At 59.2% G+C, this 17,335-nt stretch carries 15 protein-coding genes; 9 read left to right on the top strand and 6 right to left on the bottom strand.

Annotated features, from left to right (window positions below):
• Positions 1-3: 3 nt before the first annotated feature.
• The 4 genes from lptM to xerC are packed head-to-tail and all read left to right on the top strand — an operon-like array spanning position 4 to position 2,650.
• Positions 4-237, top strand: a complete 234-nt coding sequence (lptM, locus tag AC13FW_RS19015; RefSeq protein ID WP_296247691.1) for an LPS translocon maturation chaperone LptM — start codon at positions 4-6, stop codon at positions 235-237.
• Positions 230-1,081, top strand: a complete 852-nt coding sequence (dapF, locus tag AC13FW_RS19010) for a diaminopimelate epimerase (protein ID WP_482990104.1) — start codon at positions 230-232, stop codon at positions 1,079-1,081. The genes lptM and dapF overlap by 8 nt, the downstream gene beginning before the upstream one ends.
• Positions 1,078-1,755 carry a DUF484 family protein gene (locus AC13FW_RS19005; protein ID WP_482990103.1) on the top strand — a complete coding sequence of 226 codons (678 nt, stop codon included), beginning with the start codon at positions 1,078-1,080 and terminating at the stop codon, positions 1,753-1,755. Before dapF ends, AC13FW_RS19005 begins: the two co-directional genes overlap by 4 nt.
• 16 nt (positions 1,756-1,771) lie before the next feature.
• A complete protein-coding gene (gene xerC, locus AC13FW_RS19000; protein WP_482990102.1) occupies positions 1,772-2,650 on the top strand; it encodes a tyrosine recombinase XerC in 879 nt (292 codons plus the stop codon).
• A 111-nt stretch (positions 2,651-2,761) separates the two neighbouring features.
• Here the strand turns inward: xerC and AC13FW_RS18995 are convergent, their stop codons facing one another.
• The gene (locus AC13FW_RS18995; RefSeq protein WP_482990101.1) at positions 2,762-6,094 is read right to left on the bottom strand and encodes a UvrD-helicase domain-containing protein; all 3,333 of its coding nucleotides are present in this window, start codon (positions 6,092-6,094) and stop codon (positions 2,762-2,764) included.
• A 5-nt stretch (positions 6,095-6,099) separates the two neighbouring features.
• A complete protein-coding gene (locus AC13FW_RS18990) occupies positions 6,100-7,122 on the bottom strand; it encodes a hypothetical protein (protein ID WP_482990100.1) in 1,023 nt (340 codons plus the stop codon).
• Positions 7,123-7,211: 89 nt separating this feature from the next.
• Here AC13FW_RS18990 and AC13FW_RS18985 point away from each other — a divergent pair, with 89 nt between their 5' ends.
• The 4 genes from AC13FW_RS18985 (at position 7,212) to AC13FW_RS18970 (ending at position 12,533) form a co-directional block, all read left to right on the top strand.
• On the top strand, positions 7,212-8,267 hold the full coding sequence (locus AC13FW_RS18985; RefSeq protein WP_482990099.1) for a hypothetical protein: 1,056 nt from the start codon (positions 7,212-7,214) through the stop codon (positions 8,265-8,267).
• 396 nt (positions 8,268-8,663) lie between these two features.
• Positions 8,664-9,707: a helix-turn-helix domain-containing protein gene (locus tag AC13FW_RS18980; RefSeq protein ID WP_482990098.1), complete on the top strand. Its 1,044-nt coding sequence runs from the start codon at positions 8,664-8,666 to the stop codon at positions 9,705-9,707.
• Positions 9,708-9,800: 93 nt separating this feature from the next.
• Positions 9,801-11,012 (top strand): nuclear transport factor 2 family protein, encoded by a 1,212-nt coding sequence (locus tag AC13FW_RS18975; protein ID WP_482990097.1) that lies wholly within the window; start codon positions 9,801-9,803, stop codon positions 11,010-11,012.
• Positions 11,013-11,201: 189 nt separating this feature from the next.
• Positions 11,202-12,533, top strand: coding sequence for a S41 family peptidase (locus AC13FW_RS18970; protein WP_482990096.1), 1,332 nt, complete (start codon positions 11,202-11,204; stop codon positions 12,531-12,533).
• A 120-nt stretch (positions 12,534-12,653) separates the two neighbouring features.
• Here the strand turns inward: AC13FW_RS18970 and AC13FW_RS18965 are convergent, their stop codons facing one another.
• Positions 12,654-13,442, bottom strand: coding sequence for a hypothetical protein (locus tag AC13FW_RS18965; RefSeq protein ID WP_482990095.1), 789 nt, complete (start codon positions 13,440-13,442; stop codon positions 12,654-12,656).
• Between the two features lie 139 nt (positions 13,443-13,581).
• On the opposite strand from AC13FW_RS18965, the gene AC13FW_RS18960 reads away from it, so the two are divergent.
• Positions 13,582-14,010, top strand: coding sequence for a hypothetical protein (locus tag AC13FW_RS18960; RefSeq protein ID WP_482990094.1), 429 nt, complete (start codon positions 13,582-13,584; stop codon positions 14,008-14,010).
• 84 nt (positions 14,011-14,094) lie between these two features.
• On the opposite strand, the gene AC13FW_RS18955 is transcribed toward AC13FW_RS18960, so the two are convergent.
• From AC13FW_RS18955 to AC13FW_RS18945, 3 genes are all read right to left on the bottom strand, one after another.
• The gene (locus AC13FW_RS18955) at positions 14,095-14,931 is read right to left on the bottom strand and encodes a restriction endonuclease (protein ID WP_296247714.1); all 837 of its coding nucleotides are present in this window, start codon (positions 14,929-14,931) and stop codon (positions 14,095-14,097) included.
• Between the two features lie 181 nt (positions 14,932-15,112).
• Positions 15,113-16,126: a cyclase family protein gene (locus AC13FW_RS18950; protein WP_482990093.1), complete on the bottom strand. Its 1,014-nt coding sequence runs from the start codon at positions 16,124-16,126 to the stop codon at positions 15,113-15,115.
• 231 nt (positions 16,127-16,357) lie between these two features.
• Positions 16,358-17,263 (bottom strand): LysR family transcriptional regulator, encoded by a 906-nt coding sequence (locus tag AC13FW_RS18945; protein ID WP_482990092.1) that lies wholly within the window; start codon positions 17,261-17,263, stop codon positions 16,358-16,360.
• Positions 17,264-17,335: the final 72 nt, after the last annotated feature.

Here is a 17,335-nt window from a genome sequence, read left to right as displayed (position 1 = left end):
GGGATGAACAAGACGTCCCGTTTCCTGATTCTCATCCCGGCGGCCTTCCTGCTGCTGGGTCTCAGTGCCTGTGGCAACAAGGGCCCCTTGGTGATGCCGCAGAAGCCGGTGCCGATCGAGGAACAGGAAGTCACCCCGGCCGACCAGCCCGCCACGGAAAAGACCGACCCGGCCGCCGACAAGAAGGCCGACGAAGCCATTGAAGACGGAACCGGTGGTGCTGGCGTAAATGGGTAAGTCGGCAACAGGGCGCATGCGCTTCAGCAAGATGCATGGCGCCGGCAATGATTTCGTGGTGTTGGACCTGCGTGACGGCAGCGCGCCGCCGGATGCCGAGCAGGCAGCGCTGCTGGCCGACCGCCACCGCGGCGTGGGCTGCGACCAGATCCTGACCATCGAGGCCCCGCGCAGCGAAGGTGCGGTAGCGTCCTACCGTATCTGGAACTCCGACGGCTCCACCTCGCAGCAATGCGGCAATGGCGCGCGCTGCGTGGCCGCTTGGCTGGTACGCGACGGCGCGGCGCAGGGCGACGACTTCATCATCGACAGCCCCACCCGCACCCACGCCGTGCATCGCCTGGCCAATGGCGAATACGCCGTGGCCATGGGCAAGCCCGAGTTCGAGCCGGAACAGATTCCGCTGCTCGGCTTCCCGCGTGCGCGCGAGGAATACATGACCTCGCTGCAGGGCGAGAACGTGCGCTTCGGCGCCGTATCGATGGGCAACCCGCACGCCGTGCTGGAAGTCGGTTCGGTCGATGCCGCACCGGTCGAGCGGGTAGGGCCCTTGCTGCAGCAGAACCCCTCGTTCCCGGAATCGGTGAACGTCGGCTTCGCCCAGGTGATGGATGCCGGTCACGCCCGTCTGCGCGTCTACGAGCGCGGCGTTGGCGAGACCCTGGCCTGCGGCAGCGGTGCCTGCGCAGCGGCGGTAGTGCTGATGCAGCGCGGCCGCCTGCAGCGTGATGCACTGATCTCCTTGCCCGGTGGCGACCTGCGTATCCAATGGCCGGCAGACGATGCCGAGATCGTGATGTCCGGCCCGGCAGCATTCGTATTCGACGGAGAGTGGATGGGATGAACGACACAGTCGAGAAAATCGGTGCCCATGAAGTTGCAGCCTGGCTGCGGCGTCATCCGACCTTCCTCAAGCAGTTTCCCGATCTGGCACTGACCATGGTGGTGCCGCGCGACGACGGCCCGACCGCCTCGCTCGCCAGCTACCAGTTGGAAGTACTGCGCGACAAGAACCGTGAACTGTCGCGGCGCTTGGCCGACCTCGGCGCCAACGCACAGATCAACGAGCGCCTGGCCGTGCGTACCCACCAGCTGACGCTGGCACTGATGCGCCAGACCAGCGCCGCCGACACCCTGCGCGCGATGGCCGCCTCGCTGGAAGAAGATTTCGCCGGCGACCTGGTGCGCATCGTCTCCTTCGACGACGTGCCGGAACTGGCCGAAGCACCGTGGCTGCAGGTCATCGCCAAGGACGACGCCAGGCTGGCGCCGTTCCACGACTGCCTGCAGGACGGCGAGCCCATCTGCGGCCGCCTGCAGCAGGAAAAGAACGACGTGCTGTACGGCGAGCGGGTAAACGAAGTGTCGTCCACCGCACTGTTGCCGCTGCCGGGCGTTGGCCTGATCGCGGTAGGCAGCTACGACCCCAACCGCTTCTATCCCGGCATGGGCACGCTGTTCCTGCGCATGATGGGCGAATCGTTGGTGACGGGCCTGCAGCGCTTCCGCAGCGCCTGAGTGGAGTGACGCGGCGATGAGCGCCGTCCAGGCATTCCTGTCCTACCTGCAGGTCGAGCGCCGCATGTCGGCGCACACGCTGGACGCCTACCAGCGCGACCTCGCCGCGCTCACGCAATGGTGCGACGCGCACGACGTTGCCGATCCGCAAACCCTGCAAGGCGACCAGCTGCGCGAGTTCGTCGCCAGCGAGCACCGCCGCGGCCTGTCGGCCAAAAGCCTGCAACGCCGCCTGTCGGCCTGCCGCAGCTTCTACGCCTGGCTGCTGAAGAACAACGTCATCGACAACAGCCCCGCCGCCGGCCTGCGTGCGCCCAAGGCACCGCGCAAACTGCCGCAGGTACTGGACGCCGACGAAGCCGTGCAGCTGGTCGAACTGCCCACCGACGCACCGCTGGGCCTGCGCGACCGCGCGCTGCTGGAACTGTTCTACTCCTCTGGCCTGCGGCTAAGCGAACTCTGCGCCATGCGCTGGCGCGACCTCGATACCGCCACCAGCATCGTGCTGGTGCACGGCAAGGGCAACCGCGAACGCACCGTACCGGTCGGCTCGCATGCGATGAACGCATTGCAGGAGTGGCGCAAGGAAAGTGGTGGCACCGGAGAGAAACCAGTGTTTCCGGGCCGCAGCGGCGGCCCGATAAGTCAGCGCGCCGTGCAGATCCGCATCAAGCAACTGGCTCAACGCCAGGGGCTGTTCAAGAACGTGCACCCGCACATGCTGCGGCACAGTTTCGCCAGCCATATTCTGGAATCCTCAGGCGATCTGCGTGGCGTGCAGGAACTGCTGGGACATGCGGATATTGCGACCACGCAGATCTATACGCATCTGGATTTCCAGCATCTGGCCAAGGTTTATGATGCTGCGCATCCTAGGGCTAAGCGTAAGAGTTGACTTTGCTTATTTAGATGGCTGCTTCCGTCCCAAACGGAAATTCAATGTCCGTCAAAGGTTAGATTGTTCAGCGTGGTGGGATACGATAAAAATATTCTGTTTGCATCTGATTTATGAACTAGGGCCGGAAGGGCAAATGCTCAGGAAGTCACATCTGCTGCAGTGATAGCCTGTAGTTGGTCGACTATCGCCACTCAAAAATCTCGCGGAAGAGACAAACGCTTTGGTTTGTGTGATTCTACTAACATCAGGAACTTCGTCGATCTTGTCCGAAAGTGCATAGCTCACTGACATTCTCTTCGCGTTTTTAAAGGGAAGGCCTGGGGCCAATGGTCTCAAGACTGTTAAGAGATCGCTGACGCGTTGGCGCGAAAATCTAAAAATTGAATGCTGAGTGACATCGCCGTGCGAGGTTGTGAACCCCCAAGGCATATCAAGTATTAAGCCGTTTATTTCAGTTGTTAGTTCTTGGAAGACGCGGCCCTGAGACTTAAAACTCGCGATTCGCGCTAGCCCGTGAGAGTAGGCCAAACTTGCATCTCGCCAAAGGCTAGGGTCTTCTGATGATGAAGGCAGCTTGCGGGCATTCCAAAGAAGTTCGATGCCGGGAGCTGTATCGGTACTTCCCGATGCTGCAATCTTCAATGATTCCATAACTGCAGTACGAGCCCTGACAGAGACGTCCATCTCTGACTCCCCTCGAAGGCCGAGGACGTCAGCGTACCAGTATTTCAGAGGGCATTTGACGTACCTGTCGAAGCTTTCAAAGGACAAGTGGCTGGCTGGGGTAAAGGTAGCGCAAGGGGCGGAGGGGGCACCATGAGTAGGCGTCGCTGGTAGTACAATTTTATTTATCAGCAATGACGCATCCTTAAGCTGGAGAGCGAGGGCACGGTCTCCAAACTGCGCATCCTGATAAAGGAACAGTCGCTTTCTTGCACGAGACACTGCCACATAAAGAAGATTATTCCTCTCTGCTGCTGCCTCTTCCTCGTGCTCAGTGATGCTACTTCCAAGGGCTTCAGGGGGGACAATATCCAATATGCCTTCAGGACTCCAGCTCGGCTTGCTGGCTCCGTAGCTATCTGCTTTGACGTAGGCCACATGCACTGCGTCAAATTCCAATCCCTTGCTGCCATGAACGGTTAAAAGGCGAACTCCATTGAGAGCACCAGCCTCTGGGGGGAGGTCTCGCTGAACCTGACCATCGCCAATTTTCTGGCGAAGTTTATGTTGCTTTAGATAGTGTGAAAGACGAGCGCTTTTCATGTCGCCGTCACCATTTCTCACCGAATAAGCAAACTGCCAAAGCGAAATTCTTGTTACCCAGGCTTGGGTAGAGTCGTCTGTCGTTAGGGGGGCGCCGACCCTTCTATCGATGAGAAGACTGCAGATAAATTCCCAGGGGTTCGAATTACGGTTAAAGGATCCAATGAGGCTACGCAGTCTCGCGATGACATTTTGTCCTGCCGGCGACACTCCCGGTGTCTCGAGATTTAACCAGCCGCCACGCTGATATTCTACATTTCGTTCGGCAAGCCCTATTATAGTTCTGACGTCTTGAAGCGACATTTTCAGGCCCTCAAGATCCTGGAGCCCGAGCAATGCCTTCGGGATGCGCTCTACCAAAAGCTGCATGAAGCAAAGCAGCTGCTTGACCTCCCGCCGTTTGCCGAGATCTCCTATGTAAATACAAGGAATGCCAGCTGCAGTCATTGATTCTGTCAAGCTTTCAAGATCAGCGACGCCACGGCTTAAGACTGCTTGATCTTTAAACCTCAATCCATGTTGATCCAGGGCTAGGATCGATTGAATTATCGCACCGCTAACATCTCTCTTTTCCGCGCAGGTCACAAGTTGAGGTTTCTCGCCTGTGATGCCTTGGGAAGATGACACGAGATCGAGCGGAAGCTTTCTTTCAAGTATGTGATTTGTTCCAATGTGTTGAGTAAGATCAACGATCTCCTGAGAGCTTCGTCGATTCATGCTTAAAGGGTAGCGTTGGATTTTGTCTCCACCCGCGTGTGATCTAAATTCTGCCTCGAACTTAAGAAGGCTCTTCAATGATGCGCCGCGCCAATGGTGCACTGCTTGGCGAACATCGCCAACAACCCAAATGGATTTGCCGTGCGCAATTTGCCGCAACATCTCGACCATTGCCTGGGTTACATCCTGGTACTCATCGACCAGAACAAAATCGAAGCGCTCGCTAATCTCAATGAAATCACCTCGACGCTCTTTAAGCGCGACAGCTGGCTTCGAAATGAGATCCACAAAATCGACGGACCTTCTTTCGGAGAGAAGTGCCTCGTGAAGAAAAAAAAGTTTGGCCACGTCGAGTCTACGACTCTGGAGCTCTTGGTCATCACTCGGGTTGGTGACGACAAACTGCCGGTAGTCTTCGGGGGTGATCAGCTCTTCTTTTAGCCTGGTTATGGCGGTCATCACAGGCGCGAGCCATACATATGGATCTTGGACTCGGAGATAATGTTCAAGTGAGACGCGCGGTAAGCCGTCCACCACCATCGTCATCGTTGAAAGTTGGTCTGCGACATGAAGATCAGGATCGAGGTCGAACTGATTGTGATATTTTCTTAGAAACTCAAGCCCAAAAGCATGAAAAGTCCCAGCCCAAATGTCGGCGGCGCCACTGATACCGGCGAATCGAAGTCTTTCCACTAGTTCAAATGCAGCTTTGTTAGTGAAGGTCAAGACCAGTATTTTGGTTGGATCAACCTTCTTTTCGTCGATCAAATGCTTGACGCGATTAATTAGTGTTGTGGTTTTTCCTGTGCCGGGTCCCGCGACGACGTTCGCTGCTCGCTCACCGGCCTGGGCTGCTTTACGCTGATCAGGGCTTGGTGTAGATAGTGAAGGCTCGGCTTCTTCATGCTCTGGCAGCATCAATGCGTCAAGCATCTGCAATCGAGCGAACTCTAATGGAATGCCCAAACGCTCAGCTATTTCACTACAACTAAGCTGCAAAAAGGCCAGTTTCCGCGCAACGCTTCGAGGGAGTAGCAACTCGCGCGAAAAAACATTCGCTTGAAGTTCTTGGCGTTCTCTTGCTCCATATGCTTCGACCTTAAGGGTGCCTGGAGAGCCATCGCTTCCGAGCATCGCGCTTAGATCGGAGACCTTGGTTGCTGCCATTTCAGGATCAAGAAAGAAATGCCCAATTTCGTGCGCTACTAGGCCACAAAAATCACTCCCCCAGTTATCTACACGGTCGCTTACGTAAATAAATTGCTGTTCGCGATTAAGCACGGCGGTGCCTCCCCCGAGGTCAGGGTAGTTCGCTGAAACTTGCTCAATGCCAATATTAAGTATGGACTCTACCCCTTCGAGAACTTGCGTCGCAGGTATTATTTCATCATGAAGCCCAGAAAGTAGCTTCCTTCTTACGAGAATGGCTTCATTGCGAGCTCTTTGAAAGGGGTTCATCTTCTCTAGGGACCTAGTTCGATTAATGCTTTTTCTTCGGCTGGTGTGAGGCCAAGTTTTAGAACCGCGTCATCCCAGTCGGTTTGGCGATTGGAAATAATGGGTTTGCCATGCTCTGCTTTGAAGGCCGGAACAGTACGATTAGCGAAGGATCTTCTGAATAGATCCTTTAACATAATTTCAGTAGTCTCAAAATGTGCGGCTAGTCGTTCTCGAAGAAGCTTGGGCGCTCTTATGCTGCCTGTAAGAACACCAATGATTAATGGGGCTGCATGGGCTTCAAGGTGTAGAGTTGGCAACATCTTTCTGACGGCGGCGCCTTTTACTTTTGAAATTTTTGCATCAAGGGCTTGCAATTCCTCTTGAAGGGCGATGCCGTGCGCAACGCAAAGTGCGCTTAGCTCCGAAGCAGATTTCCTATATTCCTTTGCGGCTAATCTAATCCTAACCGCATGCTTCGCTTCTAATCTGAGCATCACCTGTTCTGACTCAGGCGAATGCCAAACTCCTAGCTCATTCTTGAGGGTTGAAAATAGATCATCAGATTTGACCGAAAACGATTGATCTTCAAAGTTGTTGAAGCCATACACGACGAAAGTTCTAGAGACATCAGAAAACGTGCTCCCCTTGGCTTGCGCGATTTTAGTCAAGTGCTGCTTTAGGCATCTGGGCATAGTCACGCCAACGGTCAGTTGACGGGCTTTGGAGCGAGACCTCTCCGCGCTCTGGTTCACTTGAGGATCTCCAATCGTGGAAGATTGTGGTGTGGTCACTCTAATGCTCTCATCGGGCTGGAATCCAGTAAGCCATGTGGCAAGTTCGATAAGCATCGCCTGGATCGCCGCCGTAGCAGAGGCAGCGGTGACAGTTCTATCGTTGCCGTTCGGCATTCGGAAGGTGCATGCCACTATCGTGTGATCAAGCGATTTTACGCTAGCGGACTCAACTGAGGCCGCAAGCCGCTTGGGGAGTTGAGATAACAACTCATGACCTCCATTGAGGTCGAGTGGGTCATGTGTTTGGTTCACGATTGCCCTCGGATGGGAAGGGCGGTTGCCCGCGCTTGACATGAGTGTAGGTGCATATCAACATTGTATCAACTTTTAGGAGGTGGCCCATGACGGAGGTTGAACTAGCTAAGGCCGTCAGGTTCGCTGTCACGAACTGGGCTGCGCTTCTCTCGACTGAGGACCAGCTTAAGGGCTTGGCATCTCCGGGGGCTCTGAGCGAGGAATTGGGCAAAGCTGTAGCGGAGGAGCTCGCAAAGAGTGGTATTTCCGTGGAGATGGCCCGAGCTGAAGTACTGGCCAAGCCGTTCTTCCATCTGCAAGGTGTGTTTGATCCTTTCGGCTTGCCCGACACCCCTGAAGCGTTCTTTCCGCTTCCTGATTGTCCGGGGACCATCTGGGGGCGCGCTGCTGCGCTAGCTGCCCACGGTTTGATGGGCATGGAAACAGTTTCTTACTTGACTGAGAACGGCGGGAAGCTGTTTGTGAACCTAGTTGCCATGCGGGGAGATGGTAAAGAGGCGGTCAAGTCAGTCGACAAAATGAGGGGGCACACCGATGGTGTTAGCCTTCCGCTGAAAAGCGAGCTTCTGACTGAAATGAGCGAGGATGATCCGTGGGTTCATTGCGCTCCTTCACCCGATTTTGTGACGCTGATTGGCTTCAGAAATCCTGATGTAGTGCCTACTACTGTCATGCCGCTCCAAAAGATCCTGGCAGCTATCGACGATGATGATATTGATGAGCTAAAGAAGTCGCAGTATTCAATCGAGGCTCAGTTCACTTTTGCGAAAGGCATGCGAGAGTTCGGGGATGATGTTCAAGTTGCAATCGATGTTCCGCTCCTGATCGATTCGCCCAATGGGACAATTGTTCGATATAGCCATAGCAATGTGGCTTCGACTGACGAGAACAACGTACCTGCAATCCGGGCGAAGGAGAATTTCCAACTCGCTTGCGAACAGTCTGTGACGCAAGTAACGGTATGCCCAGGCGACGTTCTGTTGGTCAGCAATCGCATCTGTCTTCACGGTCGCGGAGTTGTTGGCGGTGTAATCGGAGGTACATCCCGATGGTTAGTTCGCACTTACGCCCTGGACACTGCGGAGTTGCCAGAAACTCGTCGGCATCTAGGTAAGCATCCGCGTCATGTTCTGCTTCCTTGAGGCAGAGCTTTTTTGCTTTGACATGGAAAACGGGTTTTAGAGTTGAGTTGTTTGGAATCCGGTTCGGCAGCTTTGTTCGTGGCGCAGACTTCACATTTCTGTGCACACGCCCGAGCGTGGCCGTCGTGCTCGGGTCCGGGTCGGATTGATCGAGGATTGAGTTTGATGAGCGTAGAGACCGAAGCTGGATCGTGGAACACGAAGTACTAGGTTTGTCCGCAAAGCCAAGCAGGCATCCGCGGCATTTCCATTCGTGCCTGGCTCCGCATAGCTTTTGCGTTTGGGCGTTGGTTCTAGCGCCTGCTTCGCGCCATGACGTCATCGGCCGAAGCGGACATACTTCAATCTACTGAATTATCCGTAGCATGTCGTTTCCCTCTGGGCACCCACGCACCAATGCTGACCTCCTACCTGCTGTTCTTCTTCGCTGGCTTAGGCGTCTTCAACGGTGCGGCGCTGTCGGTCTACCTGCTATGCCGAAAACCCGTCAGGCCCGCCCAGCGTTGGCTGGCGGCCTTGGTGCTGATGCTGAGTCTGCGCACCGGCAAGTCCGTGTTGCTCTACTTCTGGCCGGACATCTCCAAGCTGGTTCTGCAGGTTGGTTTGACCGCCTGCTTCTTGATCGGCATCTGCCTGATCGGCTTCGTGCGCGCCTGGCTTGATCCTGATGGCCGGCAGACCCGAAACGATGCAGCAATCGCCTTGGGACTGCTGGTGCTGGCGACGGCCTTTGGTACCGCCTGGCCGTATACCGATAACGTCTGGCTGTGGGCTGGGCCGGTGTGGGCCTCCATCCAGGTGATCTGGCTGGTATGTCTGCTGGTGGCAGCGGGGCTGTTCCTGCGTGGTGGCAAGCACGGTCGGGCCGATGCGGCGCCCGGCGCGCTGAGCCGCAGCCATGTGGTTTCGGTGATCGTGGGCGTGGGCGTGATCTGGTTGGCCTATGCCACCTCCGGCTTGACCTCGTACATTGTCGGCGCGCTGTCGTTCTCGCTGGTGTTGTACCTGAGCATCAGCCTTGCCCTTGCCCGGCGTAAGCCTGCTCCGGTCGCCGAGCCTTACCGCGACCGCAAGATCGCGCCCAGCGAAGCCGAGGCGACCTTGCGCGCCCTGCATGCGCTGATGGCCGACGAGGGTCTGTACAAGGACGCGGGCCTGACCCTGGCCAAGCTGGCCAAGCGACTCAACATACCCACGGCGCGCTTGTCGCAGCTGCTCAACGACAACCTCAAGACCGCCTTCAAGCCCTATCTGGCGCAGGTCAGGGTCGAGGCGGCCAAGCAGTTGCTGCGCGCGCAGGCGTCGGCATCGATGGACGATGTGGCGGAGGCGTCCGGCTTCCTCTCCACCTCCACCTTCTACAGCAGCTTCAAGAAGGTGGAAGGGACCACGCCTGCGGCGTGGCGGCAGGCCCAGTCGCGCTTGGCGGCCGACTCCTGAAACGTGTTTGGTGAGTCCGTAAACACGCTTCAGTAATTTGATTCGTAAAGGAATTTCGCAGACTTCGGGGTACCCATCCTGCGGAGTCTTTTCATGTCAGTAACGCGTTCCAAGCCGGCCACTGCCGGTGTGCTATCGCTGCCAGCACGCCTCATCCGATGGTTCGCCGTGGCCAGCTTGGCGCTGTGGTTCGGCGGGCTTGCGCATGCCGATCCGGTCGCGGACCAGCGTGAGATATCGGTGGTCATCGAGGACTATCTGCGTGGCAGTTCCTACAACCAGCGCGATCGGCTCAGCCGCGCCTTTCATCCCGATGCACGGCTATACCTGAGCCAGGGCACGGACGGCATGCGCGAGGTGGGCATTGCCGAATACAGCAGCTGGTTCGGCAAGAACGCGGGGCAGTTCAATGGCCGTGTCGGCCGTCTGCTCGGCATCGAGGTCGAAGGCAACATCGCCACCGCCAAGGCGGAGATTCTGGTCAGCAAGGACCAGGCACGCTACGTTGACCTGTTCCTGCTGAAGAAGCTGGAAGGGCGGTGGCTGATCATCAGCAAGACCGCCACCCGCGAAACCGCACCTGCCCATGGCCGCCAGGTGCTGCTGGCGGTGTCCAACGTGGATACCATGCCGGGCACCCGTCTGAGTGCCGGCAACAGCTTTTCGGAGCTGATCCATGCCTATGCCGGCTTCCGTGAGGCTGGCTATGGCGTGCAGTTTGTCAGCCCTGAAGGCGGCGCCGTGCCGCTGGCCTACATCGACACCAGCAACCCCGAGCACAAGGCCAGCATCTACGACGCCGATATGATGTGGGCGCTGGCCAACACGCGCCGGCCCGAGGAGGTGGCTGCCAGCGACTACGCCGCGCTGATGTATATCGGCGGTAGTGCCGCGATGTACGGCGTTGCCGAGCACCCCGGCATGCAACGGTTGGCGGTGCAGATCTACGAGCAACGCGGCGGCATCGTCTCGGCGGTGTGCCACGGCAGTGCTGGGCTGGTGAACCTGACCTTGTCCGATGGCTCCGCGCTGGTCAACGGAAAGCGTGTTACCGGCTATCCCGATGCCTACGAGGACATGAGCGCGGCGTACTACAAGACCTTCCCGTTCTCGATCGAGCAGCGCCTGCGCGGAAGCAAAGGCCAGTTCAGCTACGGCGCACGCGGCACTTCGCATGTGGAAGTTGATGGCCGGCTCATTACCGGCATGAACTGGGAATCCACCCGTGGCGTGGTGGCTGCGATCATCCAGCGCTTGGAAGCCGATAGTGCCGCGCTGGAAAACACAGCCCAAGCTGGCGGTTGAGCAACCGCAGCCAAGCCGGACTGCCTGCTGCGAGATGGCAGTGGGCAGGATCGATGGTCATTCTGGATGAGGGCGATTGCAGCCCATCACTTGTTGCGTATCCGGTATTGATGACCTGCTTGCAGCCTTGTGGTGGAAGCCGGGCGTCTGAACTAGGATTGCGCTTCAAGTCGAACAAGGCAGTTGACTATGCATCGCTTGGCCCTTTTGCTTTCTGTTGCGTTCTTCAACGGCGGTGCCATGGCGGATACGGCCTGGCGGGGTACCAGCACCCAGTCGCTTGCCAGCGGCTCAGGCGATATTTCGAAAGCCGGTGGTGCGGCAGTCACCTTGTCCGCCGAGTCGACAGGCGAAAATCAGTTCGTCGGTGCAATCACCACGATTGACGCAGCGGCCTTTCAGGGACGGGAAGTCGTTCTCACCGGCACGCTTCTGGTCAACAGCGGCACCGGCAACGCTGCGCTCTGGGTCCGTGCGGACGGCCCCGAAGCACCTTTGGCCTTCGCAAGCACGGGTGACCAGCCTGTGCGGCTCAACGACGGCTCCCAGCCGCGAGAGGCCCGGCTCTACATCCCGGCAGCCGCGACCAGTCTCAAGCTTGGGGTGACGTTTGGCAGTGCAGGGCGTGTAGATGTGGAGCACCTCACGCTCAACGCCGAGAGTGCAGTCCAGAGCAATGTATCCGCCTATGACATGCTCGATACCGCCATTTCCATCATTCGCGCGAGCGCGCTGAACGCAAACCGCGTGGATTGGAAGTCCGAGCAGAAGTCACTTCTGACTCCAGACTTGAAGAAGCTTCCCGCACAGGAGGCTTACAGCAGAATTCAGACGGTTCTGGCTGCGCTTGCAGACCGGCATAGCTCCGTGCAGGCGCCCAGTGCTGTTTCAGCCTATCGTGCCGGTGCAGTCGTTACGCAGGCCGTGGAAGCCAGGTCAATGCAGGACATCGGCTATCTGTTGGTGCCGGGCTTGCGTGGCTCCGATCCAAAGGCCGGCGATATCTTCAGCACTCAACTTTGTGAGCACATCGCAGGCTTGGCGAAGACTGCAAGCAAGGGGTGGGTCATCGACCTTCGTGACAATACGGGGGGCAATATGTGGCCGATGATCAAGGGGCTGCGGCCACTGTTGGGTGACGCCGATCTTGGTGCATTCCGGGACCGCAATGGTGTAGCAGCGGCGTGGCGCGCCCAGCCTTCCAAGGGGTGCGATGTCGATCTCTCCCACAGCAGCGTCGCGGTGCTCGTGGGTCCCAGGACGGCAAGCTCAGGCGAGGCGGTGGCCGTTGCCTTCCAAGGCCGCCCTGGTACCAGCTTCTTCGGGCAGCCGACAGCGGGACTCTCGACGGCCAACCAGTCGTTTGCGCTTCCTGACGGTGGGGCTATTGCATTGACGACAGCAGTATTCCTCGACCGCACTGGAGTGGCGTATCTGCAGGGTATACAGCCCGAAAAACCCGTGCCTCGCGAACAAGATGCAGTTGCAGCAGCGGCAGCGTGGCTGCGCGCGCAGCCTTGATTGCGTGTTGCTGGTGCGAGTCAAAACCGGGGTCAGAGTCGAATTGTTTGAAGACGGATTCCGATGTTCCACTCGCAGGGTCACCGTCTGACGTGGTGAGCAAGCAGAAACCCTGGGCCTTCAGTTGACTGCTGGAGGTGACGCCGTACTACTCGCTGGCGCATAGAGGCCGTCATAGCCGGGTATCACTCCAATGGCCGGCAGGTAACCCCGCTTGTCGCCAACGTGCCGGTTGTCCGGGATCGAGGTGACACCGCACTCGGGCACGCAGACCCAGGCGGTGCCGGCCGGCCCGCGCACATAGAGGCTGTGTGGATTCAGGTCTGACAGCAGGTATCCGGCTGGCTCATAGTCGGGTGCCGACTGTCTGCCTTTCTCGCGGCTGGCATGGACGTTCCCCAGCAGCGCAATCACTGCGGGCACGGCGTTGTGTGCTGCCCTGATGCGCGTGGCCATGCTGGCGTCCCTCGATCCCGGCTTGCCATCGTCGACGGCCAGTACGCTGATTCGTGCGCCTTCCGCACGCAGTGTTCGCAGACGATGCAGCAGTTTCAGCATGGCTGCGCTGGATCGCCCGTCCTGGGGCTGGCGTGTCCAGAATTGGCTGGCTAGAAGTGCCGCCTGGTCCGCACCTGAGCCCTTGCTTGCCAGGAAGTTGTCCAGGCTTGTCTGCTCTTCGATTGGAATCTCCAGCGCGACTACCACTGGACTTCCTGACGTTGCGCTGGCGCAGGCCAGGTCGCCAATCAGTGCTGGTGCCTCGTTGGTGCCATGGACTTCACCTACCAGCAGCAGGCTTGCAGCGGGCATGTTCAGAGGCCAGCTGCAGTTGGTGTTTTCATTGGCTGAAGCAACGTCATTTGCGAATGCGCCTGACGCCAGCAGCAGAAGTGAAAGGAGTGACTTCATGTCGAGATCCTTTTTAATGGTGCATCCGTGGCACGCCCGTCACTGTACACGGTTGCGGCCGACTGCCGCCTTTGTGGAGCAGGCGTTGGACGTATGATGCAGGAGTTGGTTTTCCTTCGTTTGATCGCTCGGCATCCCCATGACCAAACTGCTCATGACAAGAGTCGATGTGCCCGGCTGGGCACGTCCGTTTGCAACCGATATCGATGCGGAGTTTGGCGCGCGGCTCCATCAGGCCGCCGAGTCTCAGATGGCCCAGATCCATGCCGCTGCCCATCAGCTGGTCCAGCGTTACGTAGACGAGGTGGCGGACGCCATGCTGTTCCCCGACAAGGGGAGAATGACCGGTGATTACTACGTTTCCGAGCTGCGTTGTGACGTTTCGAAGACTGATTCTTTCCAGGAGGCTGGAGCACACCGGCTAAGCCTGTTTGTGCGCTGCCTTGAACACGCCTTCGTGCAGCAACAGACAGATTTTGACTACCTCGGGCTCGAGGTGCATTTCCTCTGGAACGAGGAAAGCGCAAGCTTCGAAGCTACCGGCGATATCGATTCAAGTTCGATCTGAGCAGGCCGGTGGCAAATGACCATCGGGTTTGAACTGCCACTCTGAAAGCAACGTCACCAGCGAGAATCGTGCTCCGAGGTGGGGTCAGGTGATTGCAGTTCCCGTGCCCCTGCATTTCGGGAAATTGCTGCAGCCAAGGAAGCGTTGCCCCGTGCTTCTATTGACCCGCTGCACCAATGCGCCTCCGCAACGAGGGCATGGCGCGGAATCTGGCGCCGGATGCGCCGATGTCGCCAGCGTTGGTTCCGTGCGCTGATTGATTGGCACGGGCGCATCTTCCACTGTCTTCAACGACTGGATCATTGCCAGCAGTTGTTCACCGCCGATCAGTTCGATGGGCTTCTCGCTCGCGAAGGCCTCCGCATCCGGAGTGAACGTGCCGATACAGACAATCTTGACGGCCTGCGCCTGATGGTGGGCAAGAAGTCCCGCCATCTCACGCACCACGCTGACACTTACCTGTTGGCGCTTCCACTGTTTGCATTGCACCAGTGTGCGTCGGCCGTCCTTGCGCAGGATGAGGTCGATGCCGCCATCGGGACCGCCCAGTCCGGTTTCTTCCACCGCATAGCCCTGGCGGCGGAATGCTTCGCCGACGAGCTGTTCGAACTGGCGCCAGCCGCCGGCCGCCAGGCTTTCGAGCGTTGTGCGCGTATCCAGGAAGCGGCGGCGCTTGCGGGCATTGAGGTAGGAGGCAAGGGCGGCGATCCAGCAGACGCCGAGCCACATCCATGCCAGCGGCGCGAAGACAGGACTGGGTTGTTGGGCGAAGGCTTGCGCCAGCATTCCGCCTTGAAGGGACAGGAACCACTGGATGCCGTAGCGCACCAGGATGAAGCCGATGATTCCTGCGAGGAAGCCTATCGGCCACGGCATGGTTGCCAATGCGCCGATAGGAGATTGTTTTGTTCTGCGTCCCATGCGAACCCCCTGTTCCAGAGGGCAACTTAGCGCGTGGGTGGGGTGTTGTCAGCAGGTGGCGGAATTGTGGGAGGTGCGGTGCAAGGCGCGAAGCTTGTTGTGTTGGGTGTTTGGCAGCTGGTTGTGCTAGTGGTGTTCTTGCTTCGCGGCTTACGCCGCTCCTACAAATGCGGCGGGACTGTTATCGGACTGGCAGCGCTATTGGGCGCAGGGGGGCTGCGTCACCGCCGCGGATCTTCAATGGGCCGCCGATGAAGGCGAACTCGTAGACCTTGTCGCGGGCCAGTTCGTCCAGCGCGATCAGCTCGATGATCGGTGCGCCTTGCTGGGCCAGCAGGTAGGTGTGCAGCGGGACATAGTCATCGGCCACTTCCGAGGGGAAGGTCTCGAAGCTGAGGTTGTCGGCGCCCACGATCATCGCGCCGCCATCCTCGACCAGGAAACGTGCGGCATCCAGGCCCATGCCCGGCGGGTTGGCCATATAGGCCTTGGGCTGGTTGAACAGCTGCATGCGTCCGGTGCGGATCAGCACGATGTCGCCTTGCTGCAGGCTGACCTTCTGCCGGCGCAGTGCATCCTGCAGGTCCTGGCGGGTGACGCGGTAGCTGTCTGGCAGCATGTCCACGCCCTTGGCGCCGGCGACGTCGATCAGGATGCCGCGGGCAACCAGCGGCGGGAACTTCTCGATGCCGGTGACCTTCCAGCCGCGATCACCGAGGTGTTTGCTGGCCTCGAAACCGTTCCAGATCTTGCCGTGGATGCCGAAGTGATTGAGCGCGTCGATATGCGTGCCGGTGTGGCTGTACATCGAGAATGCGGTGCCGGTGTAGCTGCGGGTGCTGTTCATTGTTTCGCCCACGCCCATCGGGTCATCGATCACCGTGCCCTGCGGCGTGTGGGTCATCCAGAACTGGTAATGCGGATCGCCTGCGTCCTGCCAGCTTGGGATGCCGACGTAGTAATCGGTGGCCAGGTCGTAGACCTTGCCGCCGCTTACCCGCGACAGGATCGCCGCACGTGATGCATCGGTGATCAGGTTGAGCCGGCCGATCTCGTCGTTCGGGCCCCAGGGGCTGACGCCGACCTGCTGGCCGGAGGGGAGTGGTACGGCCGTGGTCGACGGGTGGGCCGCCGAGGGCAGGGCGGTGGCGGCCAGCAGCAGGCCGAGTGCAGCGGTGAGGTAGCGAGTGTTCATCGGAAAAGCTCTGTGCGGGGAACGACGCGATGGCGTCGCAACAGGCACGCGGTGGCGTGCACGGGTCTCCGTTTTGCAGCAGGGCCGCCGCGTGCAATGCGTCGGCTGTCGGTCGCGTTGCTGGTAAGGGCAGCGCGCCGACATCAGGCCCGGCTCAGCGGGAGAACGCAGCTTAGGTAGCTGCCGCAGCGCGAAACAGCGGCTGCCGGGCAGCTCAGTATTCGCTGGACGTCAGCAATCCAGGCCGGCGCAGCGCGGCAGGGCGTCGTGCAGGAAGTCGATGAGGGCGCGCACCTTGGGCTGCAGGTGGCGTTGGGTCGGGTAGACCGCGTAGACGATGCGCTGCGGGTAGTGATGATCCGGCAGCACCTGCTGCAGCTGGCCGCTGGCCAGGGCGGGCGCGGCCAGGAAGGAAGGCAGTGCGCCGATGCCGGTGCCGGCCACCAGCAACTCGCGCAGCAGCAGGCTGTTGTTGGCGCTGACGCGGGTCGGCTGGGTTACCGTCACCTGCCCATCGGGGCCGTGCAGCGGCCAGCTGCCGGGCGAATCGGACAGGCTGTAGGCCAGCAATGCGTGCTCGCCCAGCTGCGCCACCGTGGTCGGCGCTGGATGCTGTTGAAGATAGGCGGGCGCAGCGCACAGCACTTGCTGCAACGAGGCCAGGCGGCGTGCGACCAGGCTGGAGTCGTGCAACTCGGCGCGTATCCGCAGCGAGACATCGAAGCCTTCGCCCACTGCGTCCACCACCCGGTCTTCCATCACCAGGTCCAATGCCAGCTGCGGATGCTCGGCCAGGAACCGTGGCAGCAGTGGCGACAGCGTGCTCAGCGCGAACGACAACGGTGCATTGACCCGCAGCCGTCCACTGACCTCGCCGCTCTGCTGGGCGATGCCGCGTTCGAGTGCATCCAGCTCATCAAGCAGGCGGCAGCACTCCAGGTAATAGGCCTGGCCGGTATCGGTCAGGCTCATGCGGCGGGTTGTCCGCTGCAGCAACACTACGCCCAGATGCGCTTCCAGCGCACGCAGCTGCTTGCTCAAGCCCGCCGCCGACATGCCAAGGTCCTCGGCTGCACGCGCCAGGCTGGCACGCTCGACAATCCGCCGGAAGGCACGCATCAGGTTGAAGGAATCCACGGCAAGCCTCACGACAGAACGCGCACAGGGTAAAGAAAACCGGGGTTAGAGTCAGGTTTGAAGGCTGCAGGG

This window comes from Stenotrophomonas sp. 21LCFQ19 (genome assembly GCF_056861425.1).
The sequence above is the reverse complement of the archived record's forward strand: the minus strand, read 5'-3'. Positions and strand labels throughout refer to the sequence as shown.

Excerpts from the sequence above, each read along its gene's own strand:
- AC13FW_RS18985 (WP_482990099.1), top strand. The coding sequence starts at position 7,212 with ATGACGGAGGTTGAACTAGCTAAGGCCGTCAGGTTCGCTGTCACGAAC.
- AC13FW_RS18995 (WP_482990101.1), bottom strand. The coding sequence starts at position 6,094 with ATGAACCCCTTTCAAAGAGCTCGCAATGAAGCCATTCTCGTAAGAAGG.
- dapF (WP_482990104.1), top strand. The coding sequence starts at position 230 with ATGGGTAAGTCGGCAACAGGGCGCATGCGCTTCAGCAAGATGCATGGC.
- AC13FW_RS18970 (WP_482990096.1), top strand. The coding sequence starts at position 11,202 with ATGCATCGCTTGGCCCTTTTGCTTTCTGTTGCGTTCTTCAACGGCGGT.
- AC13FW_RS18980 (WP_482990098.1), top strand. The coding sequence starts at position 8,664 with ATGCTGACCTCCTACCTGCTGTTCTTCTTCGCTGGCTTAGGCGTCTTC.
- AC13FW_RS18960 (WP_482990094.1), top strand. The coding sequence starts at position 13,582 with ATGACCAAACTGCTCATGACAAGAGTCGATGTGCCCGGCTGGGCACGT.
- AC13FW_RS18955 (WP_296247714.1), bottom strand. The coding sequence starts at position 14,931 with ATGGGACGCAGAACAAAACAATCTCCTATCGGCGCATTGGCAACCATG.
- lptM (WP_296247691.1), top strand. The coding sequence starts at position 4 with ATGAACAAGACGTCCCGTTTCCTGATTCTCATCCCGGCGGCCTTCCTG.
- AC13FW_RS18950 (WP_482990093.1), bottom strand. The coding sequence starts at position 16,126 with ATGAACACTCGCTACCTCACCGCTGCACTCGGCCTGCTGCTGGCCGCC.
- AC13FW_RS19005 (WP_482990103.1), top strand. The coding sequence starts at position 1,078 with ATGAACGACACAGTCGAGAAAATCGGTGCCCATGAAGTTGCAGCCTGG.
- xerC (WP_482990102.1), top strand. The coding sequence starts at position 1,772 with ATGAGCGCCGTCCAGGCATTCCTGTCCTACCTGCAGGTCGAGCGCCGC.
- AC13FW_RS18965 (WP_482990095.1), bottom strand. The coding sequence starts at position 13,442 with ATGAAGTCACTCCTTTCACTTCTGCTGCTGGCGTCAGGCGCATTCGCA.
- AC13FW_RS18975 (WP_482990097.1), top strand. The coding sequence starts at position 9,801 with ATGTCAGTAACGCGTTCCAAGCCGGCCACTGCCGGTGTGCTATCGCTG.